This window comes from Frankia sp. CcWB3, assembly GCF_977927595.1.
Map to the genome: position 1 here is coordinate 33,737 of NZ_CDWRCK010000001.1, position 24,381 is coordinate 58,117.

Annotated in this window: 33 protein-coding genes; 2 read left to right on the forward strand and 31 right to left on the reverse strand. The window is 69.4% G+C overall.

Annotated elements, in window-relative coordinates; translation table 11 throughout:
* Positions 1-4: 4 nt before the first annotated feature.
* The 3 genes from ACY5KJ_RS00145 to ACY5KJ_RS00155 all read right to left on the reverse strand — a co-directional run bounded on the left by ACY5KJ_RS00145 (position 5) and on the right by ACY5KJ_RS00155 (position 3,087).
* Entirely contained in the window at positions 5-1,612 is a 1,608-nt protein-coding gene (locus ACY5KJ_RS00145; RefSeq protein ID WP_462185715.1) for an NAD(P)H-hydrate dehydratase, read from the reverse strand.
* 72 nt (positions 1,613-1,684) lie between these two features.
* On the reverse strand, positions 1,685-2,041 hold the full coding sequence (locus tag ACY5KJ_RS00150; protein ID WP_462185714.1) for a holo-ACP synthase: 357 nt from the start codon (positions 2,039-2,041) through the stop codon (positions 1,685-1,687).
* 128 nt (positions 2,042-2,169) lie between these two features.
* Positions 2,170-3,087: a PadR family transcriptional regulator gene (locus tag ACY5KJ_RS00155; RefSeq protein WP_462202423.1), complete on the reverse strand. Its 918-nt coding sequence runs from the start codon at positions 3,085-3,087 to the stop codon at positions 2,170-2,172.
* A gap of 136 nt (positions 3,088-3,223) precedes the next feature.
* On the opposite strand from ACY5KJ_RS00155, the gene ACY5KJ_RS00160 reads away from it, so the two are divergent.
* On the forward strand, positions 3,224-3,790 hold the full coding sequence (locus tag ACY5KJ_RS00160; RefSeq protein ID WP_462185712.1) for an SWIM zinc finger family protein: 567 nt from the start codon (positions 3,224-3,226) through the stop codon (positions 3,788-3,790).
* A gap of 93 nt (positions 3,791-3,883) precedes the next feature.
* Here the strand turns inward: ACY5KJ_RS00160 and glmS are convergent, their stop codons facing one another.
* From glmS to rplM, 4 genes are all read right to left on the reverse strand, one after another.
* A complete protein-coding gene (glmS, locus tag ACY5KJ_RS00165) occupies positions 3,884-5,776 on the reverse strand; it encodes a glutamine--fructose-6-phosphate transaminase (isomerizing) (RefSeq protein ID WP_462202424.1) in 1,893 nt (630 codons plus the stop codon).
* 89 nt (positions 5,777-5,865) lie between these two features.
* Positions 5,866-7,272, reverse strand: coding sequence for a phosphoglucosamine mutase (gene glmM / locus ACY5KJ_RS00170; RefSeq protein WP_462185710.1), 1,407 nt, complete (start codon positions 7,270-7,272; stop codon positions 5,866-5,868).
* A gap of 109 nt (positions 7,273-7,381) precedes the next feature.
* The gene (gene rpsI / locus ACY5KJ_RS00175; protein ID WP_462185709.1) at positions 7,382-7,789 is read right to left on the reverse strand and encodes a 30S ribosomal protein S9; all 408 of its coding nucleotides are present in this window, start codon (positions 7,787-7,789) and stop codon (positions 7,382-7,384) included.
* Positions 7,790-7,882: 93 nt separating this feature from the next.
* Positions 7,883-8,326, reverse strand: a complete 444-nt coding sequence (gene rplM / locus ACY5KJ_RS00180) for a 50S ribosomal protein L13 (RefSeq protein WP_011435067.1) — start codon at positions 8,324-8,326, stop codon at positions 7,883-7,885.
* Positions 8,327-8,849: 523 nt separating this feature from the next.
* Here rplM and ACY5KJ_RS00185 point away from each other — a divergent pair.
* Positions 8,850-10,139 (forward strand): hypothetical protein, encoded by a 1,290-nt coding sequence (locus tag ACY5KJ_RS00185; protein WP_462202427.1) that lies wholly within the window; start codon positions 8,850-8,852, stop codon positions 10,137-10,139.
* A 24-nt stretch (positions 10,140-10,163) separates the two neighbouring features.
* Here ACY5KJ_RS00185 and truA read toward each other — a convergent pair whose 3' ends face one another.
* The 24 genes from truA to rplP all read right to left on the reverse strand — a co-directional run bounded on the left by truA (position 10,164) and on the right by rplP (position 24,381).
* Positions 10,164-10,988 (reverse strand): tRNA pseudouridine(38-40) synthase TruA, encoded by an 825-nt coding sequence (truA, locus tag ACY5KJ_RS00190; RefSeq protein WP_462202429.1) that lies wholly within the window; start codon positions 10,986-10,988, stop codon positions 10,164-10,166.
* A gap of 222 nt (positions 10,989-11,210) precedes the next feature.
* Complete coding sequence (rplQ, locus tag ACY5KJ_RS00195) at positions 11,211-11,831, reverse strand: 50S ribosomal protein L17 (RefSeq protein WP_462185706.1); 621 nt, start codon at positions 11,829-11,831, stop codon at positions 11,211-11,213.
* A gap of 133 nt (positions 11,832-11,964) precedes the next feature.
* Positions 11,965-13,014, reverse strand: coding sequence for a DNA-directed RNA polymerase subunit alpha (locus tag ACY5KJ_RS00200; RefSeq protein WP_462202431.1), 1,050 nt, complete (start codon positions 13,012-13,014; stop codon positions 11,965-11,967).
* 177 nt (positions 13,015-13,191) lie between these two features.
* A complete protein-coding gene (gene rpsD, locus ACY5KJ_RS00205; protein ID WP_011435062.1) occupies positions 13,192-13,821 on the reverse strand; it encodes a 30S ribosomal protein S4 in 630 nt (209 codons plus the stop codon).
* A gap of 95 nt (positions 13,822-13,916) precedes the next feature.
* Positions 13,917-14,321 carry a 30S ribosomal protein S11 gene (rpsK, locus tag ACY5KJ_RS00210; RefSeq protein ID WP_011435061.1) on the reverse strand — a complete coding sequence of 135 codons (405 nt, stop codon included), beginning with the start codon at positions 14,319-14,321 and terminating at the stop codon, positions 13,917-13,919.
* A gap of 81 nt (positions 14,322-14,402) precedes the next feature.
* Positions 14,403-14,783, reverse strand: a complete 381-nt coding sequence (gene rpsM / locus ACY5KJ_RS00215; protein WP_462202433.1) for a 30S ribosomal protein S13 — start codon at positions 14,781-14,783, stop codon at positions 14,403-14,405.
* Between the two features lie 201 nt (positions 14,784-14,984).
* Complete coding sequence (rpmJ, locus tag ACY5KJ_RS00220; RefSeq protein WP_003956441.1) at positions 14,985-15,098, reverse strand: 50S ribosomal protein L36; 114 nt, start codon at positions 15,096-15,098, stop codon at positions 14,985-14,987.
* Between the two features lie 79 nt (positions 15,099-15,177).
* On the reverse strand, positions 15,178-15,399 hold the full coding sequence (gene infA, locus ACY5KJ_RS00225; protein ID WP_006541558.1) for a translation initiation factor IF-1: 222 nt from the start codon (positions 15,397-15,399) through the stop codon (positions 15,178-15,180).
* A 282-nt stretch (positions 15,400-15,681) separates the two neighbouring features.
* Positions 15,682-16,527, reverse strand: a complete 846-nt coding sequence (gene map / locus ACY5KJ_RS00230; protein ID WP_462202436.1) for a type I methionyl aminopeptidase — start codon at positions 16,525-16,527, stop codon at positions 15,682-15,684.
* A gap of 142 nt (positions 16,528-16,669) precedes the next feature.
* Entirely contained in the window at positions 16,670-17,323 is a 654-nt protein-coding gene (locus tag ACY5KJ_RS00235; RefSeq protein ID WP_462185702.1) for an adenylate kinase, read from the reverse strand.
* Positions 17,323-18,615: a preprotein translocase subunit SecY gene (gene secY / locus ACY5KJ_RS00240; protein ID WP_462185701.1), complete on the reverse strand. Its 1,293-nt coding sequence runs from the start codon at positions 18,613-18,615 to the stop codon at positions 17,323-17,325. The genes ACY5KJ_RS00235 and secY overlap by 1 nt, the downstream gene beginning before the upstream one ends.
* A gap of 261 nt (positions 18,616-18,876) precedes the next feature.
* Positions 18,877-19,407, reverse strand: coding sequence for a 50S ribosomal protein L15 (gene rplO, locus ACY5KJ_RS00245; protein ID WP_462185700.1), 531 nt, complete (start codon positions 19,405-19,407; stop codon positions 18,877-18,879).
* Between the two features lie 2 nt (positions 19,408-19,409).
* Positions 19,410-19,595: a 50S ribosomal protein L30 gene (gene rpmD / locus ACY5KJ_RS00250; RefSeq protein WP_011435055.1), complete on the reverse strand. Its 186-nt coding sequence runs from the start codon at positions 19,593-19,595 to the stop codon at positions 19,410-19,412.
* A complete protein-coding gene (gene rpsE, locus ACY5KJ_RS00255) occupies positions 19,595-20,203 on the reverse strand; it encodes a 30S ribosomal protein S5 (protein WP_462185699.1) in 609 nt (202 codons plus the stop codon). Before rpsE ends, rpmD begins: the two co-directional genes overlap by 1 nt.
* A gap of 71 nt (positions 20,204-20,274) precedes the next feature.
* A complete protein-coding gene (gene rplR, locus ACY5KJ_RS00260) occupies positions 20,275-20,649 on the reverse strand; it encodes a 50S ribosomal protein L18 (protein WP_462185698.1) in 375 nt (124 codons plus the stop codon).
* A gap of 10 nt (positions 20,650-20,659) precedes the next feature.
* Entirely contained in the window at positions 20,660-21,196 is a 537-nt protein-coding gene (gene rplF, locus ACY5KJ_RS00265) for a 50S ribosomal protein L6 (protein ID WP_462185697.1), read from the reverse strand.
* 12 nt (positions 21,197-21,208) lie between these two features.
* Positions 21,209-21,619, reverse strand: a complete 411-nt coding sequence (rpsH, locus tag ACY5KJ_RS00270) for a 30S ribosomal protein S8 (RefSeq protein ID WP_011435051.1) — start codon at positions 21,617-21,619, stop codon at positions 21,209-21,211.
* A 160-nt stretch (positions 21,620-21,779) separates the two neighbouring features.
* Positions 21,780-21,965: a type Z 30S ribosomal protein S14 gene (locus tag ACY5KJ_RS00275; RefSeq protein ID WP_011435050.1), complete on the reverse strand. Its 186-nt coding sequence runs from the start codon at positions 21,963-21,965 to the stop codon at positions 21,780-21,782.
* Between the two features lie 4 nt (positions 21,966-21,969).
* The gene (gene rplE / locus ACY5KJ_RS00280; protein ID WP_462202438.1) at positions 21,970-22,569 is read right to left on the reverse strand and encodes a 50S ribosomal protein L5; all 600 of its coding nucleotides are present in this window, start codon (positions 22,567-22,569) and stop codon (positions 21,970-21,972) included.
* 41 nt (positions 22,570-22,610) lie between these two features.
* Positions 22,611-22,937: a 50S ribosomal protein L24 gene (rplX, locus tag ACY5KJ_RS00285; RefSeq protein WP_462185747.1), complete on the reverse strand. Its 327-nt coding sequence runs from the start codon at positions 22,935-22,937 to the stop codon at positions 22,611-22,613.
* A 2-nt stretch (positions 22,938-22,939) separates the two neighbouring features.
* Complete coding sequence (gene rplN / locus ACY5KJ_RS00290) at positions 22,940-23,308, reverse strand: 50S ribosomal protein L14 (protein WP_009740518.1); 369 nt, start codon at positions 23,306-23,308, stop codon at positions 22,940-22,942.
* Positions 23,309-23,384: 76 nt separating this feature from the next.
* The gene (gene rpsQ, locus ACY5KJ_RS00295) at positions 23,385-23,693 is read right to left on the reverse strand and encodes a 30S ribosomal protein S17 (RefSeq protein WP_462185746.1); all 309 of its coding nucleotides are present in this window, start codon (positions 23,691-23,693) and stop codon (positions 23,385-23,387) included.
* A gap of 5 nt (positions 23,694-23,698) precedes the next feature.
* Entirely contained in the window at positions 23,699-23,965 is a 267-nt protein-coding gene (gene rpmC / locus ACY5KJ_RS00300) for a 50S ribosomal protein L29 (protein WP_462185695.1), read from the reverse strand.
* Positions 23,965-24,381, reverse strand: a complete 417-nt coding sequence (rplP, locus tag ACY5KJ_RS00305; protein WP_009740521.1) for a 50S ribosomal protein L16 — start codon at positions 24,379-24,381, stop codon at positions 23,965-23,967. The genes rpmC and rplP overlap by 1 nt, the downstream gene beginning before the upstream one ends.

Here is a 24,381-nt window from a genome sequence, read left to right on the forward strand (position 1 = left end):
GCCGTCACGCTACTCCGCGTGGCATCCGTCGCTGGTCGAGCAGGTCGCCGATGACCTGGGGCAGGATGGCGGGCAGATCATTCGCTGCCAGCGGCACGGGGGCCCGCTCGGCGGCCCGGCCGTGCAGATAGGCGCCGACCGCCCCGGCCGTCGCCGGGGCGAGCCCGGCGGCGAGCAGCGACCCGATCAGGCCGGTCAGCACGTCACCGGTCCCGGCGGTCCCCAGCCATGCCGATCCGGTCGTGTTGACCAGCGCCGATCCATCCGGCCGCACGACGAGCGTGCGGGCGCCCTTGAGCAGGATCACCGCTCCCGTCGCCGCCGCGGCCCGCCGGAGAACGGCGAGCCGATCGTCGGCGAGTTCGGCGGCGGTGGTCTGCGCATCCCCGCCAAGGGCGACCGAGACGAACCGCTGGAACTCGCCCTCATGCGGTGTGATCAGCACCGGCGCCGCCCGCTCGGCGACGGCAGCGGGCCGCGCCGCGATGATCGCGGCAAGCGGGTCGAGGCCTCCCGCGTCGACCAGGACCGGAAGGTCCGTCGCCAGCAACGCCGTCAGCAAGGTACGGACCGCGGGTCCCGGCGCCAGGCCCGGGCCGATCGCCCAGGCCTGGACCCGGCCAGCGGCCAGCATCGCGTCGGCGTCACCGGCCTCGATGGCGGTCACGACGGCCTCGGGATGCGACATCCGCACGAAATCGCCGGCCCTGCTCACGACCGCGCCGACGGCCTCGCCCTCGGCCTTCTCAGCGTGCCCCTCGGTCACTACCCGCAGATACCCGGCGCCGCCGCGCAGCGCGCCGCCGACCGCGAGCACCGCGGCGCCCGGATAGGCGCCGCTGCCGGCAACGAGGCCAAGGACCCCGCGACTGTACTTGGACGCCCTCGGGCTGGGAACGGGCAGCGCCGCGGCAACGTCGGCATCGTCGAGAGCGCACAGGTCGGGTTCAGGCAGGTTCAGTCCGATGTCGACCAGCTCGACGGGACCGGTGTGGGCGGCACCGGGCATGAGCCACAAGCCGCGTTTGCGGGTACCGAAGGTGACGGTACTGCTCGCCCGGACCGCCGGCCCCGCGACGGCCCCGGTATCCGCGTCCACCCCGCTGGGGACGTCGACCGCCACCGTCCGTTCGGGGGGCGCCAGAGCGGCGAGCCGGGCGTACGGCTCGCGCAGCCCGCCCCGGCCACCGATGCCGAGCAACCCGTCCAGCACCAGATCGGCGGCGGCGAACAGAATACGCAGCCGCTCATCGTCGATCGGCTGCCCCGCACCCGCCGGACCGCCCCCGCCCACCACCGGACCCGGATGGTGCAGTCGACCACCGGCCGCGAGCAGGGCGGCGGTGCCTTCCGGATGGGTGCGGCCGGGTGCCACCGCATCAACCCGCGCCCCTCGGGCGGCCAGCCGCGCTCCGGCCCAGAGGGCGTCACCACCGTTGTCGCCACCGCCGGCGAGCACGACGACGCGGGCACCGTAGACCCGCCCGAGGCGTCGTGCGGCGTGCGCGACGAGCCCGTGCACCGCCCGCTGCATCAGAGCGCCGGGGGGCAGCGAGGCGAGCAGCGGCGCCTCGGCACCTCGAACCTGTTCAACCGTATGGGCATTGCGCATGCCGACATGCTGCCCCGCTCCGATCCGCGGGCGCCCGACAGGCCGGCACGGGCCCACCGGACCCGACCGTGCTCAGGTCTCGGCAACGACCATCGCCACGGCCACGCCGCCGTCGTGGGTGAGCGAGAGATGCCAGGACGCGATGCCGAGCCGGGCCGCCGCGGCGGCCACCGTGCCGATAATCCGTAACGACGGTCGCCCCCCGGTACCGAGAACCACCTCGGTGTCGTGCCACTCGAGACCGGGGGGTGCGCCGAGAACCTTGGCGACCGCCTCCTTCGCCGCGAACCGGGCGGCCAACCGCTCGGGCCGGGCGAGGCTCCGTTCGGTCGCGGTGAACAGCCTCATCGCGATGCCCGGCGTGCGTGCCAGCGTCACGGCGAACCAGTCAACATCCACCACGTCCACGCCGACGCCCACCACCGCCACCTGGGAAGGTTCCCACAAACGCGGTGTTACCCCGCCGTCGGCACCGGGACGGCCGGTGAGGTCCCCGCTAGCCGGTTCACGCCCACCTCGCCGAGGCGCCCGCGCCCCGCTGATCAACGCTTCGTCGATCAGCGCGTCGCAGCCCGCCCCGGGGCCGATCCGCCGTTGCCGTCGTCCTTGCTGCCACCATCGGGAGCGGTGCGGCCCTTGTCCGCGCCGGTACCCGTGGCGGCACCCTCCGGTCTCATCGGGGGCTCGACATCGTCCCCGGCGAGGATCCGGTAGAGACCACGGCGGGTCTCGGCGAGCAGGGACCGCGCCGCGGCGATCTGCGCTTCGTCTCCGGCCTGGGCCACCTGGACGATGGCCGCACCGACGGCGAACGCCAGCGTTCGCAAACTGGTGAGATCGTCATCGACCGCCGCCGCGGCAGTCTCCCACGGCTTGCGCCCCCCTGCGCGTGCCTCGACGTGCGCCCGCCCGGCGTCGGTGAGATGGAAGACTCGCTTGCCCTCCGCCTCCTCCGCGCGCACGAGCCCCTCGTCGGCCAGCAGCGACAGGACCGGGTAGACCGACCCCGGGCTCGGCCGCCAGATGCCACCACTACGCTCCGCGAGCTCACGGATCATCTGGTAGCCGTGCATGGGCTCCTCGGCCAGCAGCGCGAGCAGCGCCTCCCGGACGTCACCCCGCCCCACCTTCGGCCCACGGCCGAAGCTGCCGGGACCGCCAAAACCGGGGCCGCCGAACCCCAGACCGAACCCCGGGCCGGGAAAGCCGCCGAACGGCCAGCCCGGTCCGCCCCGGCGGCCTCTCGGCCCGCCTCCTCCGTGCCCGCCGTGCTCACGATGCCCGCCGTGCTCACCACGGCCGGCGCGACCGCTCTCGGAGTGGTCCTGCTCGCCGGCCACCGCCTCCGACCGGCCACCACACTCCCCCCAGGCGCTCACCGCCTCGAAGAAGTCCCGCAGCCGGGACGGGCCGAACCCGGCCTCGCATCCCCAGCGGCCCCATGGGCCCGACATCATCTGTGAAACCACGATCATTCCCTTCGGGTCGGCGCGACCGGAGCCATCCGCTCACACCTCATCACGTAGGCTCACGATATATCGCGATGCAATCGACAACAAGACCTACTCGCCTAGGCATCCCCGAACCGCGCGAATTCCGTAGGATTGAGCAGTGATCATTTCGGGGTCCGGGGAGAACGGGCACGGCGGAGACGCCGTCACCCCGCTCGAGGCAGCCTTCGAGGAACGTGCCTGCGCACAGCACGCCGGCACCGACGTCTTCATAGAAGGGGTGAATCTGGCCCTTCTCGGTCGAGTCGAACAACTCCGCATCCGCCCCACCAACGCATCCGGCACGGTGGACGACGACGGTTCGTACGAGGTCCGCCTGGAGGCGGCCGACGACGGGCCACGGACGGGCTGTACCTGCACCGAGGGATCCACCGGCTCGTTCTGCCGGCATGCGGTCGCGGTCGCCCTCGTGGCCACCGGCTCGGCGGGACTCGCCGAGGACGACGAGGACATCGAGGGGGAGGACGGCGCGATCCTCGGTGAGGAGACCCTCTTCACCGACGACCCGGTCCACGCCGCGATGCGCGTCTTCCTCAGCCGCGCCCCTCGCGCCGAACTCGTCGAGACCCTGCTCGACGCCGCCGACGACAACGCCGTCGCCGATGCGCTGTGGGAGGCGACGGTCGCCTGGCACGGCCGTCAGCACGGAGCGACGCCGTCCACCTGACCAGGCAGGCCCGAGCCCAGCCCCGCCGCGCCGGTACGCCGCCCGATGCCAGGGGTCCCCACACTGCGCCGAAGGCGCCGTGTGGGGAGGGGCTTATTCGACTGTGACCGACTTCGCCAAGTTACGCGGCTGATCGACATCGAGGCCGCGCGCAAGCGCCAGCTCGCACGCGAAGACCTGCAGCGGTAGCGTCGTGACCAGGGGCGCGAACAGCGACGCGGTCGCGGGCACGCGGATGAGATGATCGGCGAACGGTTCGACGGCGGTGTCGCTCTCTTCCGCGATCACGATCGTGCGGGCGCCACGCGCCCGGACTTCCTGGATGTTGGAAACGATCTTTCCGTGCAGGTTCGCACGACCCCGTGGGGACGGCACAACGACGAACACCGGCAGGCCGGGCTCGATGAGCGCGATCGGCCCGTGCTTGAGCTCCCCTGCCGGGAACCCCTCGGCGTGCATGTAGGCGAGTTCCTTGAGCTTGAGGGCCCCTTCCAGGGCCACCGGGTACCCCACATGACGACCGAGGAAGAGCACCGCCCTCGCGTCGGCCAAGGCACGGGCGAGCTCCCGCACCGGCTCGACCGTTCCCAGCGTCCGTTCGATCAGCTCGGGCATACGCTGGAGCCGCTCGACGTACGCAGCGACCTCGTCGCCGTAGAGCACGCCGCGCACCTGGGCCAGGAACAGGCCAACGAGAAGGCACGCGGCGACCTGCCCGAGGAAGGTCTTGGTGGACGCGACCCCCACCTCCGGGCCGCAGCGGGTGTACAGCACCGCATCGGACTCCCGAGGGATCGTAGAACCGTTGGTGTTGCAGATGGCCAGCACCCGTGCCTTCTGCTCGCGCGCGTGTTTGACCGCCATCAGCGTGTCCAGCGTCTCGCCGCTCTGGCTGATCGCGATGACGAGGGTGGACCGGTCGAGCATCGGGTCGCGGTAGCGAAACTCCGAGGCCATCTCGACCTCGCAGGGCAGCCTGGTCCAGTGCTCGATCGCGTACTTTGCGATGAGGCCGGCGTGGTAGGCGGTACCGCAGGCGACGATGAAGACCTTGTCCACGTCCCGGAAATCCTGGACAGACAGCCGCTCCTCGTCGAGCACGATCGCACCATCGGCGGAAAGCCGACCGCGCAGCGTGTCTGCCAGGGCGGTCGGCTGCTCGCTGATCTCCTTGAGCATGAAGTACGGGTAGCCGCCCTTCTCGGCGGCGCTGGCATCCCAGTCGACGTGGTACCGCCGGCCCTCGATGATCTGGCCGCCGAAGTCGGTCACCGTCACGCCGTCCCGGCGAGCCTCGACCACCTGATCCTGCCCGATCTCCAGCGCCTCCCGGGTGTGGGCGATGAAGGCCGAGACGTCGCTGGCGAGGAAGGTCTCCCCCTGACCGAGCCCCACGACTAGCGGGCTGTTGCGCCGGGCCCCGACAACCACCTCCGGGAAGTCGCGGTGCAGCACGACCAGGGTGAACGCGCCTTCCAGCCGCCGGCAGACCCGTCGCAGCGCGGCGGTCAGCGGATGCGCGCCCCCGTCGTACCCGCGGTCGGCACCAGCGCCGGCACCAGCAAGCTCGACTTCGAGGAGATGGGCGACGACCTCCGTGTCGGTCTCACTGGCGAGCTCGTGGCCGACCGTCTCCAGCTCGACCCGCAATGCGGCGAAGTTCTCGATGATCCCGTTGTGGATGACGGCGATGGCGCCGGTGCAGTCGGTGTGCGGATGGGCGTTCGCGTCGGTCGGTCCACCGTGCGTGGCCCACCGGGTATGCCCCATGCCGGTGGTGCCGGGCATCGGCCTGGAATCCGGATTCTCGGCGAGCAGCTTCTCGAGGTTGGACAGCTTGCCGGCACGACGCGCCGTCCGCAGTGCCCCGGCGCCGACCACGGCGACACCCGACGAGTCGTAACCCCGGTACTCCAACCGCCGCAGACCGTTCAATGCGACATCCAGTGCCGCCTGGTCGCCGACGTAACCGATGATCCCGCACATGCGGCTCAGCGTACGCAGGTTCCCGGAGGTGAGAGCGTACCGGGGGACGCTCGGGGCAAGGTGTCCGCTTGTGGCCGCGGCGGGACCGGTCAGCGACGGGATCGGTCAGCGCGCCGGCGGCAACGCGGTGCGCACGACGACGGCAACGCGGTGCGCACGACGGCGGCGAGCCGCTGTGCGACCGCCCGCGCGGCGGCGTCGGTGCCCGCCTCGACCATCACCCGCACGAGGGGTTCGGTGCCGGACGACCGCAGCAGCACCCGACCCTCGTCACCGAGTTCCGCCTTGGCCAGGGCGACGGCCCGCAGCAGTTCCTCATTGGTGTCCACCTGTGTCCGGTCGACGCCACGCACGTTCACCAACACCTGGGGCAACCGGGTCATCGCCTTGGTGAGCTCGCCGAGCGGTTGTCCGGTCTCGGCGACCCGGCCCAGGATCCGCAACGCCGTCAACAACCCGTCGCCGGTCGTCGCGTAGTCCAGGAACACCACGTGCCCGCTCTGCTCACCGCCGAGCACGTAGCCTCCGGCGCGCATCGCCTCCAGCACGTACCGGTCCCCGACGGGTGTGGTGACGACGGTGATACCGGCCTCCCGCATCGCGTGGTGAAAGCCCAGATTCGACATCACGGTGACCACCACCGTGTCGTCGACCAGCTCACCCCGCTCGGCCAGCGCCAGAGCACACATCGCCAGGATCTGGTCGCCGTCGACGACCTCACCGGTCGCGTCCACGGCGAGGCAACGGTCCGCGTCGCCGTCATGGGCGATGCCGACGTCGGCACCGTACGCCACGACCGCGGCACGCAGGCTGTCGAGATGGGTGGCACCGCTGCCGTCGTTGATCGCTGTCCCGTCGCCGTCGGCGTGCAGCGCGACGACATCGGCTCCGGCCGCCCGCAGCACCCGAGGGGCCAAGGCGGAGGCGGCGCCCTGGGCACAGTCGACGACGACCCGCAGGCCGTCGAGCGGCACCGGCAGCGTGGCCAGCAGATGCGCCGCATACCGGTCGAGGAGAACCGGTTCGTCGTGGACCCGACCGACGTCGGCGCCGACGGGACGGCGGCTCGGAGGTAGGGCCATCCGCCGCTCGATGGCGTCCTCGACCTCGTCGGGCAGTTTGAGGCCGCCGGCGGCGAACAGCTTGATGCCGTTGTCCGGCATCGGGTTGTGGCTGGCGGAGAGCATGACACCGAACATCGCGCCGCTGGCTGCGACGGCGTAAGCCACCGCGGGCGTGGGTGCCACCCCGATCCGGGCCACGTCGGCACCGGAGGCTGCGAGCCCGGCGACCACCGCGGCCTCCAGGAACTCCCCGGAGGGCCGCGTGTCCCGGCCGACGACCACTACCGGCTTACCGGACCCGGAGGGCCCACTCGCCCGGTTCGGCCCAGCGAGAACCTCGACCGCCGCGGAAGCCAGCGACAACGCCTGCTCCGCGGTCAGATCGATGTTGGCGACACCTCGGACGCCGTCGGTGCCAAAGAGCCTCACCATTGAGGTCTCCCTTGTCGAAGATCGTGGCGGAGACCGAGGGGGGCACCGGTGGCACCGATCCCCTCCAGGAGCGCGCCTCCAGGGGCACGCCCGCGAAGGGGATCCAAGGTCAGCGCTTGCTGTACTGCGGAGCCTTGCGGGCCTTCTTGAGCCCGTACTTCTTACGCTCCTTGACCCGAGCGTCACGGGTCAGGAAGCCGGCCTTCTTCAGGGTAGGCCGGGACTCCTCCTCCGCCAGCGTCAACGCGCGGGCGAGGGCGAGCCGCAGCGCACCGGCCTGCCCGGAGACGCCGCCACCGTGCAGCCGGGCGACGATGTCGTACGACTCCGTCTGATCCAGTGCCTTGAGCGGCTCGTTGACGAGCTGCTGGTGCACCTTGTTCGGGAAATACTGCTCAAGCGTGCGCCCGTTGAGCGTCCACTGCCCGGTCCCCGGGAGCAGACGCACCCGGACGACCGCCTCCTTGCGCCGCCCGGTGGCGCGGGGATTGCCCTGTACGTCGGTCACGACAGCCACGTCGCGTTCCTTCCTCGGTTGATGCGTGGTTCCCGGGGCCGGTACCGCCGGGCGGGAGGACCCCGCCCGGCGACCGGCTCAGGAGGTCCGCGGCTACTGCGCGACCTGGATGATCTCGAATGGGGTGGGCTGCTGCGCCTGATGCGGGTGGGTCGGACCCGCATAGACCTTCAGCTTGGTCCCCTGAGCTCGGCCGAGTTTGTTCTTCGGCAGCATGCCCTTGATCGCCTTCTCGACGATGATCTGCGGACGGGTATCGAGCAGCTCCCCGTAGGAGGTGCTGCGCAGACCGCCCGGGAAGCCGGAGTGCCGGTGGTACTGGGCCTGCTCCCGCTTGTTCCCACTCAGGGCGACCTTGCCCGCGTTGATCACGACGACGAAGTCGCCGGTGTCGATGTGTGGAGCGAAGTACGGCTTGTGCTTTCCACGCAGGAGCGTGGCGGCCTGGGTCGCCAGCCGACCGAGCACCACGTCGGTGGCATCGATGACGTGCCACACACGCTGGACATCCGCGGGCTTGGGCTGGTACGTGCGCACAGGTCTGCCTTCTCGTTCGGACGATCCCGCCAGGAGACTCCCAAGGGGCCTCTCACGGATCTCGTCAAGAATGATCTCGTCAAGAATGTGGAGCGCGCAGACGGAACGTGTCACGCGCAGCAGTCTTTGAGACTACCAGGCGATCGGAGCGGTCCACCCGGGGGGCCGGTCCACCCGGGGGGCACGGAAAGCGGGAGTACCGGCAGTACCGGCAGTGCGGACATGCAGGGGAGACGGACATGCAGGCGGCCCGGCCACCGACCATGGACACCTGACCGCGCTGAATCCCGCCGACAAGCTGGCTATTCTCACCAGGATGACGGAGATGGGCAGCGGGCGATCCGACGGGCGCGAGGGGCACGAAGCCCCCGGGCACGAGGGGCCGACCCCGCTGTCCGGAGGCGCCGGCCACGATCGGACGTTTCCCGCGCCGGCTGAGGGCCGGCGGTCGGCCGGCGCGCCGGAGGGCGGCGGTCCGGCAACCGGTCCGGCCGACCGGGGAGGCACCACGGGCCCGACAGCAGTGACGATTCCCCGCCCAGGTGGCCCGCACCCCGACCTCGACGGCTGGACTCCCCCCGCCGACGATCCCCTGTTCGGGGGATCCCGGACGTACTCGTTCTCGCCGAAGCCGACCTCCCTGCGGATCACACCGCCCGACACCACGCAGCCCGACACCACAGCGCCCAACACCACACCGCTCGGCATAACACCGTCCCCGACCACCACGAGCTTGGGCACGGAGCCAGCCGGGACCGGCGCCGCATCCGTACCGCAGCCGGGTCCGACCCGCTATGAGCGCCCGGCATCCCGTCCACGGGACTCGGGCACGCCGGCCTATCCGGGTGTCTCCCCCGGCACAGATGCCGTTACTGGCGGTCCCACCCGCATCGGTGAAACCGGCGAATCCCACCCACCCGCCGCGGCTGATGGCGGATTCGGCGACGGCGATCCGGTCGACATCCATTCGATCGACGACGATCCGATCAACGGGTCGGCACCGTCCGCCACCGCCGCATCGAGCGCCCGTGGCGCGTACCCGTCGAGGTGGGGGCGGAGCACTCAGGACCAGGCCGGGGGCCGTGGGGTCCACGACGCTCGGCGGTTGCTGGCCGGCGTCGCCGGGGCCGTCCTCGTCCTCGTCGCGGCGGTCGCGGTCGTGGCGGTGCGCAGCGGGCACAACGGGCACAACGGGCACAACGGGCACGAGACGCCCACCACCCGGCAGACGCTCCCACCAATCCCGGCCGGCTTCCTCAACAGCGCGACCCTCGACTCCGACCCGGTGACCGCCGACGAGTTCTTCTCCGACGAGCAGGTCGAGGCCGAGGGACGGAACTACCGGCGGCTCGCCCGCAAACTGGACAACGGCTGCCCAGATCTCACCGGTGGTCTGGTCACGCAGCTCAAGGACCGGCGCTGCCGGCAGGTGGTGCGGACGCTGTTCCTCAGCACCCCGGGGGACGGCGGACGCCAGGTGCTGGCCGGCGTCACCGTCTTCGTCCTCGACGAGCTCACCACCGCCACCGCCACCGCGGACATCCTCAACCAGGGGCGCGGTGGCATCGTGCCCCTCCCCGTCCCGGCCAACTCGATTCCGAACGCGCGGATCACCGGCCCGGGTGGGAACAACTCGTGGCGGGGCGCGATCACCCGCGGGCACTACCTCATCTACACGCAGGTCGCCTACACCGACGGCGCCCAGGGAGCAGGGACCGATCCCGCGCTGCGGAACGCCCAGACCGATCTGAGCACACTCGCGACCGAGCCCATCGGAGACCGAGCAGTACTCGGCCACGGCCCGCGCCACTGACCCACCGGCGACCAGGCCCCACCCTCAACCGGACGGCGTGGGGGGAATCCGAACGGCCCGGGTGACCTCGGCCCGGGCGGCCAACTCAGGATCGGGCGGGTAACGCACGTCCACCAGCGTCAGGCCGTGCGCCGGCGCAACGGTGACGGCAGGGTCCCGGACACCTCGGTGCAGCACCGCCGCGGGCCACTGGGGCGGCTTGCGGCCCTCCCCGACGGCAAGCAGGGCGCCGACCAGCGCCCGGACCATGGAGTGGCAGAAGGCGTCGGCCTCGACGTCGGCCACGACGACCCCGTCAGGCCGGCGGAGCACATCGAGGCGCAGCAGCGTGCGGACGGTCGTCGCGCCCTCCCGGCGCCGGCAGAACGCGGCGAAGTCATGCTCGCCAACCAGGAACAACGCCGCCGCCGCCATCGCGGGCACGTCGAGCGGACGAGGCCAGGCCAGGGTGTCGAAGCGCCGCAGGGGTTCGGCTCCATACGGAGCGTCGGTGATGCGGTAGACGTAGCGGCGGGAGAGTGCGGAGAATCTGGCGTCGAAGCCGGGCGGTGCCGGGGCGAGCCCGATGATCCGCACGGCCCGGTCCAGGACACCGTTCAGCCGCCGCGCGAGGCCGCCGAGCGGCACGTCGTCCGGGAGATCAACGTGCGCTACCTGGCCGACGGCGTGGACGCCCGAATCGGTCCGTCCGGCGACGGTGAGCCGTACCGCCGGCAACCGCGCCACCCGCATAAGGGCATCCTCCACATCGCCCTGCACGGTGCGTTGGCCGGGCTGGCGGGCCCATCCTGCGAACGGCGTCCCGTCGTAGGAGAGGTTCAGCCGCAGCCGAACCAGCCCGTCGGTCATCGTCATCACCGGCGGGCAGCCGCCTCGCGACCCGCGGGACATCGTCCCGCGGAAACTCCCGGATCGGACATCTGTCTCTCCCCCGTGCAAGCGACGACGCGGCGGTGCGACGGCACTAAAACGAAAGCCCGCCGCCCATGATGGGCGGCGGGCCTGCGCGGATCTACTCCAGGACGCGAGATCCGGGCCGAAGGCCGAAGATTCCGGCCTTCGGCCCGGATCTCAGTTTGCGGAGTTCTGCTCCCCGGTGCCGGAGTCCTCCCCGGTACCGGAGTCGTCCGCCTGCCCGGTCGTCGGCTTGCCGGCGGCCCCTTCGGCGGGGGTGTCTGCCGGCTCCGCGGCCTCGGCTGCCACAACAGCCGCGGTCGGCGACTCCTGGGCCAGGTCCTCCGCCGCCTCCGCGGTGGCGCCGGTGGGCTTGCGACGAGCCTCGAAACGGGTGTCCCGCGCCCGCTCGGCCTCACTGACGGCCTGCTGGCCGATAGTCAGCGCCTCGACCAGCTCGATCCGGGCCAGCGGGGCGTTGTCACCCTTCCGGTTGCCGATCTTGATGATCCGGGTGTAGCCACCGTTCCGGTTCGCGTAGCGCGGACCGATCTCGGTGAACAGGGTGTGCACGACCGAGTTGTCGCGTACCTGGCGCATGACGCGCCGGCGGGCGTGCAGGTCCCCCCGCTTGGCGAAGGTCACCAAACGCTCGGCGTACGGACGCAGCCGCTTGGCCTTCGCCTCGGTGGTGGTGATGCCGCCGTGCTCGAACAGCGCGGTGGCGAGGTTGGCCAGCAGCAGCCGCTCATGTGCGGGGCTGCCGCCGAGCCGGGCGCCCTTGGTTGGCGTGGGCATGATGAGTGCTCCTCGTTCCTTTCACTGTCCTGCTGGTCACCGGCCTAGCCAGGCTGCCCGCCCGAAGGACGCGGCTCTCGCCACCGGAGGGTCGCCGAGGGCCCCCGCCGGAAGCGGAGGCCCTCGTGGAGAGTCAGTACTGCTCGGTCTCGACGAACTCCGCGCCGTCGTCGGACGGGTCGGAGAACGACGGGCTGTACGTGTCGGTGCCGTAGGTGTCCACGGCCTGGCGCGGGTCGAACCCGGGCGGGGAGTCCTTGAGCTGCAGGCCCATCGCGCCCAGCTTCGTCTTGACCTCATCGATCGACTTCTGCCCGAAGTTACGGATGTCGAGCAGGTCGGCCTCGCTACGGGAGACCAGCTCGCCGATCGTGTGGATGCCCTCACGCTTGAGGCAGTTGTAGGAGCGGACGGTCAGGTCCATCTCCTCGATGGGCAACGCGAGGTCGGCCGCCAGCGCCGCGTCCGCGGCGGACGGGCCGATGTCGACGCCCTCCGCCTCGGCGTTGAGCTCCTGCGCCAGCCCGAACAGGCCGACCAGGGTCTTGCCGGCGCTGGCCATCGCGTCTCGCGGGGAGATCGACGGCTTGGTCTCGACGTCAACGATGAGCCGGTCGAAGTCGGTCCGCTGCTCGACGCGGGTGGCCTCGACCTTGTAGGTCACCTTCAGCACCGGCGAGTAGATCGAGTCGATCGGGATCCGCCCGATCTCCTGGCCGGCTTGCTTGTTCTGAGCCGCGCTGACGTACCCGCGCCCCCGCTCGACGGTCAGCTCGATCTCGAGCTTGCCCTTGTCGTTCAGAATGGCGAGCCGCAGCTCGGGGTTGTGCACCTCGACGCCCGCCGGCGGGGCGATGTCCGCCGCCGTGACCTCGCCGGGGCCCTGCTTGCGCAGGTACATCACGGTCGGCTCGTCGTTGTCGGAGCTGACGACCAGTTCCTTGAGGTTCAGGATCAGGTCGGTCACGTCCTCCTTGACGCCGGGCACGGTGGAGAACTCGTGCAGCACGCCGTCGATGCGGATGCTGGTGACCGAGGCACCGGGAATGGAGGACAACAGGGTCCGGCGCAACGAGTTACCGAGGGTGTAGCCGAAGCCCGGCTCCAGCGGCTCGATCACGAAACGTGAACGGAACTCGGAGATCGGGTCTTCGATGAGGGTGGGACGCTGAGCGATCAACATGAGAACGTCCTTCCGACCACGGCGACCGCCATATGACGCCGTGTGGTGCGGGCCCCCTGACGGGAGCCGGTGGGCGGAACATCGGTCCGTTCCGCCCACGGGGTGGTGTCCGGGCGGAGGCCCGCCCGGACTCCAGTGTGCTCCGCCCCCTGACTGCGGGGACGACGCCGGCAGACCCTACTTGGAGTAGAGCTCGACGATCAGCTGTTCCTGCACCTGAGTGTCGATCACCTGCCGCGCCGGCAGCGAGTGCACCAGGATCCGCAGCTGGCTCGGGATCACCTCCAGCCAGGCCGGAACGGCCCGACCCTGACCCGCGGTCTCCCGGGCCACGATGAACGGGGTGAGCTCCCGGGCCTTCGGCGCGATCTCGACGATGTCGTTCTCGCTGATCCGATAGCTGGGGATGTCGACCTTGCGGCCGTTCACCTGGACGTGGCCGTGCCGGACGGCCTGACGGGCGGCGTCCCGCGAGGGTGCGAAGCCACCCCGGTACACGACGTTGTCGAGCCGCGACTCAAGGATCTTCAGCAGCTCGTCACCGGTCTTGCCGGCCCGGCGATTCGCCTCGTCGTAGTAGCCCCGGAACTGCTTCTCCAGCACGCCGTAGATTCGGGCGCACTTCTGCTTCTCGCGCTTCTGCAGCAGGTACTCGGAGTCCTTGGTGCGGCCACGGCCGTGCTCGCCCGGCGGGTAGGGCCGGATCTCGATCGGGCACTTCGGGGTGTCGCACTTGCTGCCCTTGAGGAACAGCTTGGTCTTCTCGCGGCGGCAACGCTTGCAGTCCGCGCCGGTGTAACGGGCCATCTAATCCTTCTCTCTCGTTTCCTGGCGCGAACTCGAACGCAACGCCACGACACCGGCCGGCGTGGAGCTCCGGCCGCGGCCGCCTCGCCGCATGGTCACACCCTGCGCCGCTTGGGCGGGCGGCAACCGTTGTGCGGGGTCGGGGTGACGTCCTGGATCGCACCGACCTCGAGGCCCGCGGCCTGCAGGGAACGGATCGCGGTCTCCCGGCCGGAACCCGGGCCCTTTACGAAGACGTCGACCTTACGCATCCCGTGCTCCTGCGCCTTGCGGGCCGCGTTCTCGGCCGCCATCTGGGCGGCGAAGGGCGTGGACTTGCGGGAGCCCTTGAAGCCGACATGGCCCGCCGAGGCCCAGGAGATCACGTTCCCGGACGGGTCGGTGATGGAGACGATCGTGTTGTTGAACGTGCTCTTGATGTGAGCGTGTCCGTGGGCGACGTTCTTCTTTTCCTTGCGCCGGACCTTCTTGGCGCCGGCTGCGCGCGTCTTGGGAGGCATGTTCGCGTGTGGTCTCCGTGTACGAGGTCGTCGATCAGTGGTCGGCGGCGGCGGGCCCGAGCGGTCCGCCGGGGACCCTGACTACTTCTTGCCGGCCTTCTTCTTGCCGGCGATGGCGCGGCGCGGGCCCTTGCGGGTGCGCGCGTTGGTGTGCGTGCGCTGGCCGTGGACGGGCAGGTTACGCCGGTGACGGAGCCCCTGGTAGCACCCGATCTCCATCTTACGGCGAATGTCCTGCTTGATCTCCCGGTTGAGGTCACCCTCGACCCGGTAGTTCGCGTCGATCCAGTCGCGCAGTCTGACGATCTCTTCCTCGCTCAGATCACGAACACGCGTGTCCGGGTTGACCCCGGTGGCGGCGAGGGTGTCCCGGGAGCGGCTGCGGCCGATCCCGAAGATGTAGGTCAGAGCGATCTCAACCCGCTTCTCGCGGGGAAGGTCGACGCCGGAGAGGCGTGCCATGAACGGATGTTTCCTTCCTGCGGCCGGAGGTCTCGGGCGATGCCGTCCCGGCCGGCGCCGGGCCGGGCGGGCCCCGGCCTCCGACCGGGGGTAGGTCGTCCCGGATGGGACGCCTGGCATCGCTTGGATGCGGTGGGCCGCCTCTCGGCGGGCGGCACGTGCTGCGCCACCCGCCGGGACGAGGCCGCACCCGTCAGGACATCAGCCCTGACGCTGCTTGTGACGAAGGTTGTCGCAGATGACCATGACTCGCCCGTGGCGACGGATCACCTTGCACTTGTCGCAGATCTTCTTGACGCTGGGCTTGACCTTCACGGCTGTTGCGGACCTCCTGCGCAGCCGCGGGCCGCGCGTGGCGATTGAGTGGAGCTACGGGCGAGTGAGAAGAGATCGACTACTTGTAGCGGTAGACGATGCGGCCGCGGGACAAGTCGTAGGGCGAGAGCTCGACCACGACGCGGTCCTCCGGCAGGATCCGGATGTAGTGCTGGCGCATCTTCCCGCTGATGTGGGCGAGAACACGATGACCGTTCTGGAGCTCCACCCGGAACATCGCGTTCGGGAGCGGCTCCACCACACGGCCTTCGATCTCGATGGCCCCGTCCTTCTTCGGCATGTCCTCCGCTGTCCTGACGTCGACTATGGGACGGCGGCTCGGCCGCGACCGGTCGGCCCTCCGAAATATTCGGAAAAGCCAAGGTCAGAGGCTTGAACTACCCCGAGAGGAGCCCGAACCCACCAACCACACTGCCACCGACCGCAACTGCCATAGACAGGACTGCTATCGACACGGTGGAGCACACCGGCGTGAGAAGACCGCCAGCTAAAGAGTGTACGCGGCGACCCCCGTCAAGGGTCAACACGACCCCCGCTCAGAGTCGACCCGACCTCAGCCGGTTCAGCCGGTTCCAGACGGGGCGTCAGCCGGCTGCCCGCAGGCGACCCCGAGCTCGGTGAGTTTCGCCGCTCCGCCGTCCGGCGCCGTCAGCACCCACGGCCCACGCGGAGTGATTGCCACCGAGTGCTCGATGTGGGCGGCGAGGCTGCCGTCGCGGGTCACGACGGTCCAGTCGTCGGGGAGCACGGCCGTGTCCGGCGACCCCATGGTGATCATAGGCTCGATGGCCAGCGCAAGGCCCTCGATCAGCCGGATGCCACGGCCGGGCCGGCCGTGGTTGAGCACGTGGGGGGGCTGGTGCATCTCGCTGCCGATACCGTGGCCCCCGTAGTGATCGACGATGCCGTAGCCATGTGGACGGACATGCCGCTCGACGGCGGCGCTGATGTCGGTGAGCTTTCCACCGAGCTGGGCGGCGGCGAGGCCCGCCCACAGCGCGCCCTCGCACGTGTCGATCATCGCGAGAACCTCCGGGGCGACCTCACCGACCGGCACGGTGATCGCGGCGTCCCCATGCCAGCCGTCCACGATCGCCCCGCAGTCGATCGAGATGATGTCGCCCTCGCGCAGCACCCGCTTGCGGGTGGGGATGGCGTGCACCACCTCGTTGTTGACCGAGCTGCAGATCGAGGCCGGATACGGCGGCTGGGCATAGCCCTTGAAGGACGGGATACCGCCGTCGTCCCGGATCGTCTTCTCGGCAAGGGCGTCCAGCTCGGCCGTGGTGACCCCGGGGACGACCGCGTCACGCAGCCGCGCCAGCGTCTTCGCGACGAGCAGGCCAGCAACCCGCATCTTGGCGATCTCCGCCGCCGTCTTGATCTGGACGTGTTCTCGTCGCGCCACGCTCGTCGCCCCGGTCCGTGTTCGTGTTGTGTCCGTTTCCGATGCTAGCCGCCGACCCCCGCAGGACGTACTCCAACGATCTTCCGCGAAAAGCTCGGGAGCCACGTTCGGCCTGGTCCGCGCCCGGACCAGGCCGACGGGTTCAGTCGCCGTAGTGCCGCAGGGCGTCGAGCGCGCGGTCGGTGACGTTGTCCACCGGTCCGGTGGCGTCGATACCGATCAGGATGCCCTTTTCGGCGTAGTACGCCACCAGCGGCGACGTCTGGTCCGCGTAGACCTCGAGCCGATGACGGACCGTCTCCGACCGGTCGTCGTCGCGCTGGAACAGCTCGCCACCACACCGGTCACAGACGCCCTCGACCGACGGCGGGTCGAAGTCGATGTGCCAGATATGACCGCAGTTCCGACAGGTTCGCCGACCGGACAGCCGGCGCACCACCTCGTCGTCGTCGACGACGAGCTCGAGCACCACGTCCAGACGGGTCCCCATGCCATCGAGCATCTGCCCGAGCACCTCGGCCTGCGGGACGTTGCGAGGGAAACCATCGAGCAGGAATCCCTTGACCGCGTCGTCCTCGGCCAAGCGGTTGCGGACCATACCGATGGTGATCTCGTCCGGTACGAGATCACCGGCATCCATGAAGGCCTTGGCCTTGACGCCCAGCTCCGTTCCCTGTCGCACATTCGCCCGGAAGATGTCCCCGGTGGAGATCTTGGGGATCGACCGCGCCTGGGCAATGAACGCGGCCTGGGTGCCCTTTCCGGCACCGGGCGGCCCGACCAGTACGAGGCGCACTACCGGAGGAAACCTTCGTAATTGCGGAGCATGAGCTGGCTTTCGATCTGCTTCACGGTTTCCAGCCCAACCCCCACCATGATCAAAACCGACGTGCCCGCGAAGGGGAACGGCTGGTCCTTGGTCAGGTTCAGCAGTGCCAACGGAAGAACCGTGATCACGCCGAGGAACAGCGATCCCGGGAGCGTGATTCGGTCGAGTACATGTTTGAGGTACTCCGCCGTCGGGTTCCCCGGCCTGATCCCGGGAATGAACCCACCATACTTCTTCATATTGTCCGCGACCTCCGTCGGGTTGAAGGTGATCGCAACATAAAAATAGGTGAAGAAGATGATGAGTGCGAAATATGTCACCAGATAGAATGGATGGCCACCCCTGGAGAGGTATCTTTGCTCGAAGTCCTGGAAGCTCTGGTTGCTCCACACCTGTCCGGCAAGCTGAGGGAGCTGCAGCAGCGAGGACGCGAAGATGACGGGGATGATCCCGGCCTGGTTGACCTTGATCGGCAGGTAGGTCGACGTCCCGCCGTACATCCGCCGCCCGATTAGACGCTTGGCGTACTGGACCGGGATGCGACGCTGAGACTGCTCGACGAACACGACGAACACGACGATCGCGAGACCGAGCAGGAGCACCAGGCCGAACACCACACCGCCGGCGACCTGGAGAATGCGTCCGCCTTCGGAGGGAAGCCTCGCCGCGATCGAGGTGAAGATCAGCAGCGACATGCCGTTGCCGACCCCCCGGGCGGTGATCAGCTCACCCATCCACATGATGACCGAGGTACCCGCTGTCATCGTGATGACAATTGTCGCGATCCGGAACAGGCTCGTGTCCGGGATGATGGCGGCCGAACAGTCGGGGAACAGCCGGCCGCTGCGGGCCAGCGCCACGATGCCGGTGGCCTGCAGAAGACCGAGGGCGATCGTCAGGTACCGGGTGTACTGTGTAAGCTTCTGCTCGCCCGAGCTGCCCTCCTTCTTCAGCTGCTCCAGCCGAGGGATCACCACAACGAGCAACTGAATGATGATACTCGATGTGATATACGGCATGATGCCAAGCGCGAAGATGGACAGCTGCAGCAGCGCCCCACCACTGAACAGGTTGATCAGCGAGTAGACGTTGCTGCTGTCGGCACTCGCCGAGTCCAGGCAGGTGTTCACTGCGGACGTCGAGACACCCGGCGACGGCATGACGCTGCCGAACCGGAACAGCACCACGATACCGACGGTGAACAGCAGCTTCTTGCGCAGGTCAGGCGTGCGGAATGCCCGCGTGAAGGCGGTGAGCACGGCTCCTCCTGCTGGGATTGCGGACCGACGGGAAGTGGACATCCTGCCCAGTGCGGATCGCCTCCCCCGGCCGGTCGCCGAGGTCGGTTAGGCGACTGTAACAGGACACCCGGCCCACTCGTCCCGACATCACCATGGGTAAGCGATGGTAGACGGCAAGAGACGGCTGACGCCGAGGCGCATGGCCGCCTGGCGAGGGGTCCGGACGGGCGGGGCCGGGGTGGGAGCGGGGTGACATGGCCCATACCCCCACCCATGCTCTCAGCTCTGCGTGACGCTCCCGCCGGCAGCGGCGATCTTCTCCTTCGCGGAGGCCGAGAACGCGTCCGCGCTCACGTGCAGCGCGACGTCGATGTCGCCGTTGCCCAGCACCTTCACCGGCGACTTGCCCCGCACCGCACCCCTGGCCACGAGGGCGGCCTTGGTGACCTCACCACCTTGCGGGAACAGCTCCGCGAGGGTGGCGACGTTCACGACCTGGTACTCGACGCGGAACCGGTTGCGGAAGCCCTTCAGCTTGGGCAGGCGCATGTGCAGGGGCATCTGGCCACCCTCGAACCGGGCGGGCACCTGCTTGCGGGCCTTCGAGCCCTTGGTGCCCCGCCCGGCGGTCTTGCCCTTGGAACCCTCACCGCGACCGACGCGGGTTTTGGACTTATGGGCGCCGGGGGCCGGCCGGAGGTGGTGCACCTTCAGGCCGCGGCCACGGACGGCCTGCGCCGAGCCGGCCTCAGTGCCCGCGCCGGTGGCGCCGGTGTCGTCACCGGCGTCGGTCTTCGTCAGTTCGGCCATGGCTAGGAGTCCACCTCCTCGACCCGGACAAGATGGGTCACAGTTCTGATCATCCCGCGAATCTCGGGACGATCATCACGGACGGTCGTCGCGTTGATCTTCCGCAGACCAAGGGTACGCAGCGTGGCCCGCTGGTTCGAGGTACCACCGATCCCCGACCGGATCTGCGTGATGCGCAGCTTGGCCATCAGACACCGGCTCCCGCCGCACGAGCGCGCAGCATGGCCGGCGGAGCGACGTCCTCCAGCGGCAGGCCGCGACGGGCGGCGATCTCCTCGGGACGCATCAGACCACGCAGAGCAGCGACCGTCGCGTGCACAATGTTGATCGGGTTCGATGAGCCGAGCGACTTCGAGAGCACGTCGTGCACACCGGCGCACTCCAGCACGGCACGGACCGGACCACCGGCGATGACCCCGGTACCGGGCGAGGCGGGCTTGAGCAGCACGACGCCGGCTGCCTCCTCGCCCTGCACCGGGTGCGGAATCGTCGAACCGATCCGGGGCACCTTGAAGAAGTGCTTCTTGGCTTCTTCGACGCCCTTGGCGATGGCGGCCGGAACCTCCTTGGCCTTGCCATAGCCGACGCCCACGGTCCCGTCCGCGTCACCGACCACGACGAGCGCCGTGAAGCTGAACCGACGTCCGCCCTTGACAACCTTCGCCACGCGGTTGATCGCGACAACCCGCTCGACGTAGGCGTTCTTCTCCTGCGCCGGGCCGCTGCCCGACCGGTCCCGGCGTTCCCGACGGTCCGAGCCGCCGGAGCCGCCGCCGCGGCGCTGCTGGCCTGGCATCTACAACATCTCCCTGTTCTGGCTGTACTGGCGGTAAAGGCTGGACTGACAGTAAAGGCTGGGGGAAGTCATCAGAAGTCCAGCCCGCTCCCCCGCGCCGCGTCCGCGAGCGCGGCGATGCGGCCGGAGTAGGTCCGCCCACCGCGATCGAACACGACCGCGGCGATCCCGGCCGCCTTCGCGCGCTCGGCGACCAGTGCGCCGACCTTGCGGGCCTGCTCGGTCTTGTCCCCCTCGCCGCCGCGCAGCGACACGTCCAGGGTGGACGCCGACGCCAGCGTGTGGCCGGCGACGTCGTCGATGACCTGGGCGTAGATGTGCCGCGAGGACCGGGTGACGACGAGCCGTGAGCGGGACGGGGTGCCCGCCACCTTCTTGCGCACCCGGACGTGCCGACGGAGCTTCGCGGTCCGTCGGCGCGAGCTGGCGCCGAGGCTCACTGCCATGATCTATCTCCTACTTCCCGGTCTTCCCGACCTTGCGGCGGACGACCTCGCCCTGGTAGCGCACGCCCTTGCCCTTGTACGGGTCGGGCTTGCGCAGCCCGCGGATCTTCGCGGAGACCTCACCGACCAGCTGCTTGTCGATCCCGTGGACCACGAAGCGGGTCGGGGTCTGCACCTCGAAGCGGATGCCCTCCGGGGCCTTGACCGGCACCGGGTGGCTGTATCCGAGGGCGAACTCCAGGTCGGAGCCCTTGGCCTGGACACGGTAACCGACGCCGACGATCTCCAGGGTCTTCGAGTATCCGGCGGTGACGCCGGTGACCATATTGGAGACCAGGGTGCGAGTCAGGCCGTGCAGCGACCGGGAGCGACGCTCATCGTCGGGCCGGGTCACGAGGAGCCGACCGTCCTCGGTGTTCACCACGATCGGCTCGGCCACGACGTGGCTCAGGGTGCCCTTGGGCCCCTTGACGGTGATGGTGGCTCCCTGGACGGTGACATCGACACCGCTGGGGACGGGAATGGGCAGGCGCCCGATCCGTGACATCGCTCGCCCTCCTTACCAGATGTAGGCGAGGACTTCCCCGCCCACGCCCCGCTTGCCCGCCTGCTTGTCGGTCAGCAGACCCGACGAGGTGGAGATGATGGCGACGCCCAGGCCCCCGAGGACCTTCGGGAGGTTCGTCGCCTTGGCATAGACCCGCAGACCCGGCTTGCTGATGCGCTTGATCCCGGCGATCGAGCGTTCCCGGTTGGGGCCGTACTTCAGATCGATGACCAGGGTGTGGCCGACGCCGCCAGCCGAGGTCGCGTCCTCGACGTGCCAGCCGGAGATGTATCCCTCCTGCTGGAGAATCTCGGCAATGTGCGTCTTGATCTTGCTGTGAGGCATCACCACGCGGTCGTGGTACGCCCTGCTGGCGTTCCGGACACGCGTGAGCATGTCCGCAATCGGATCGGTCATCGTCATGGCTTGACGCCTTTCTCACGGCGGTTCCCGCCGGCGCCGAGGTCGTCCTCGGCCGCTGGATGCCGGGCCTGCCGCGATCGGGTGGAGGTGCGGTGGTGGTGCGGTGGAGCCGTGCTGCCGGTGGAGCCGTGCCGGCCCCGGTCCGGGGCGCGGTACCGGCCTACCAGGAGCTCTTGGTGACGCCGGGCAGCTCGCCACGATGCGCCATCTGCCGCAGGCATACCCGGCAGAGCCCGAAGCCCCGGTACACCGAGCGGGACCGGCCGCAGCGCTGGCATCGGGTATAACCCCGGACCGCATACTTCGGCTTACGGTTCGACTTCTCGATCAGTGCTTTCTTGGCCATCTCTCTAGTTCTCCCGGAAGGGGAAGCCCAGCGCCCGCAGGAGCGCCCGGCCCTCGTCGTCGGTGGTCGCGGTGGTGACGACCGTGATGTCCATGCCCCGAACCCGATCGATCCGGTCGATATCGATCTCGTGGAAGATCGACTGCTCGGTCACCCCGAAGGTGTAGTTGCCGGCACCGTCGAACTGCTTCGGCGACAGCCCGCGGAAGTCACGGATACGCGGCAGCGCGATGGTGACGAGGCGGTCGAGGAACTCCCACATCCGGTCACCACGCAACGTCACCTTGGCGCCGATCGGCATCCCTTCGCGCAGCTTGAACTGGGCGATGGACTTCTTCGCGCGCCGGACCGCGGGCTTCTGACCGGTGATGGCCGCAAGATCCCGCACAGCGCCATCGATCAGCTTCGCGTCCCGGGCGGCGTCTCCGACCCCCATGTTGACGACGACCTTGACGACGCCGGGGATCTGCATGACGTTGCGGTAGGAGAACTGGTCCCGCAGCGCCGGGGCGATCTCGTCACGGTACCGCTGCTTGAGCCGTGGAACCGGGCGAGCGCCGGTGGTCCGGCCTTCGATGGTCCGGCCCTCGGTGGTCACAGTCATGGTCTAATCTCGTTTCCCAACTGCTCGACTGCTCGCTCGGCCTACAGCTCGGTGCCGGTGCGCCGCGAGACACGCACCTTGGTGCCGTCGTCGTTGATGCGGTAACCGATCCGGGTCGGCTTCCCGTCAGACGGGTCAACGATCATCACGTTGCTCACGTGGATCGGCGCCTCCTGGGTGATGATGCCCCCGGACTGCGAGCCGCGCGTGCTCTGCTGGACCCGGGTGTGCCGGGTGATCCGGTTCGCGCCCTCGACGAGGACCTTGTTCTGCTCCGGGTAGGCGCGGATGACCTTACCCTTGAGCCCACGGTCCTTGCCGGTGATGATCTGGACCGTGTCGCCTTTCTTGATCTTCAAAGTGGCCACGGTCACAGCACCTCCGGCGCCAGCGAGATGATCTTCATAAACTTCTTGTCACGCAGCTCCCGGCCGACCGGCCCGAAGATGCGGGTGCCCCGAGGGTCACCACCGTCCCGGATGAGCACCGCCGCGTTCTCGTCGAAGCGGATGTAGGAGCCGTCCGGCCGCCGGCGCTCCTTGGTGGTACGCACCACGACCGCCTTGACCACGTCGCCGCGCTTCACGCCGGCGCCGGGCAGGGCGTCCTTCACCGTGCCGACGATGATGTCGCCGATCCCCGCGTAACGACGCCCAGAGCCGCCGAGCACCCGGATGCAGAGAATCTCCCGCGCTCCGGTGTTGTCGGCAACCCGAAGTCGCGACTCCTGCTGAATCACTTTCCGCTCCTGATCACCCGGTACTACTGATCACCCGGTCCTGCCCGGCCCCGGCGTCCGGGCCAGAACTACTTCACTACTTCGCCTTCTCCAAGACCTGAACGATCCGCCACCGCTTGGTCGTCGACAGCGGCCGCGTCTCCATCAGTAGGACGCGGTCGCCGACACCGGTGGTGCCGCTCTCGTCGTGCGCCTTGACCTTCTTGGTACGACGGATCGTCTTGCCGTACAGCGGGTGCTGCACCCGGTCCTCGACCGCGACCACGACGGTCTTGGTCATCTTGTCGCTGACCACGAGGCCCTCTCGGACCTTACGGAATCCGCGGGGGAGAGCCGCCGCGTCCGTGCTCTGCGAAGCCTCCTGGGAGGCCGTCTCGTCTGTCACTGTCCTCACGCCCGTTCCGACTGCGTCGCGTCATCGTCCGCCGCGCCGGCCGCCACCGCCGGATCGTCGGTGATACCCAGCTCCCGTTCGCGCATGACGGTGTAGATCCGGGCGATGTCGCGCCGCACGGCCTGCAGCCGGCGGTTGTTCGACAGCTGCCCGGTCGCCGCCTGGAACCGGAGGTTGAACAGCTCCTCCTTGGCCTCCCGAAGCTTGTCGACGAGCTCCTCGCCCGACAGGCTCCGCAGCTCGTCCGCGGTAGCGACAGCCATTACGCACCACCTTCACGGACCACGAAACGGCACTTCATCGGCAGCTTGTGGATGGCCCGCCGCATCGCCTCGCGGGCCACCGGCTCCGCGACCCCGGACAGCTCGAACAGGACCCGGCCCGGCTTGACGTTCGCGACCCACCACTCAGGCGAGCCCTTACCGGAACCCATCCGGGTCTCGGCCGGCTTCTTGGTCAGCGGACGGTCCGGGTAGATGTTGATCCAGACCTTTCCACCACGACGGATGTGCCGGGTCATCGCGATACGGGCCGACTCAATCTGCCGGTTCGTCACGTAAGCCGACTCCAGGGCCTGAATCCCGTACTCACCGAACGTGACCCGGGTTCCGCCCTTGGCGGCACCGGTCCGCCCGGGGTGGTGCTGCTTGCGGTGCGCGACCTTCCGGGGAATCAGCAT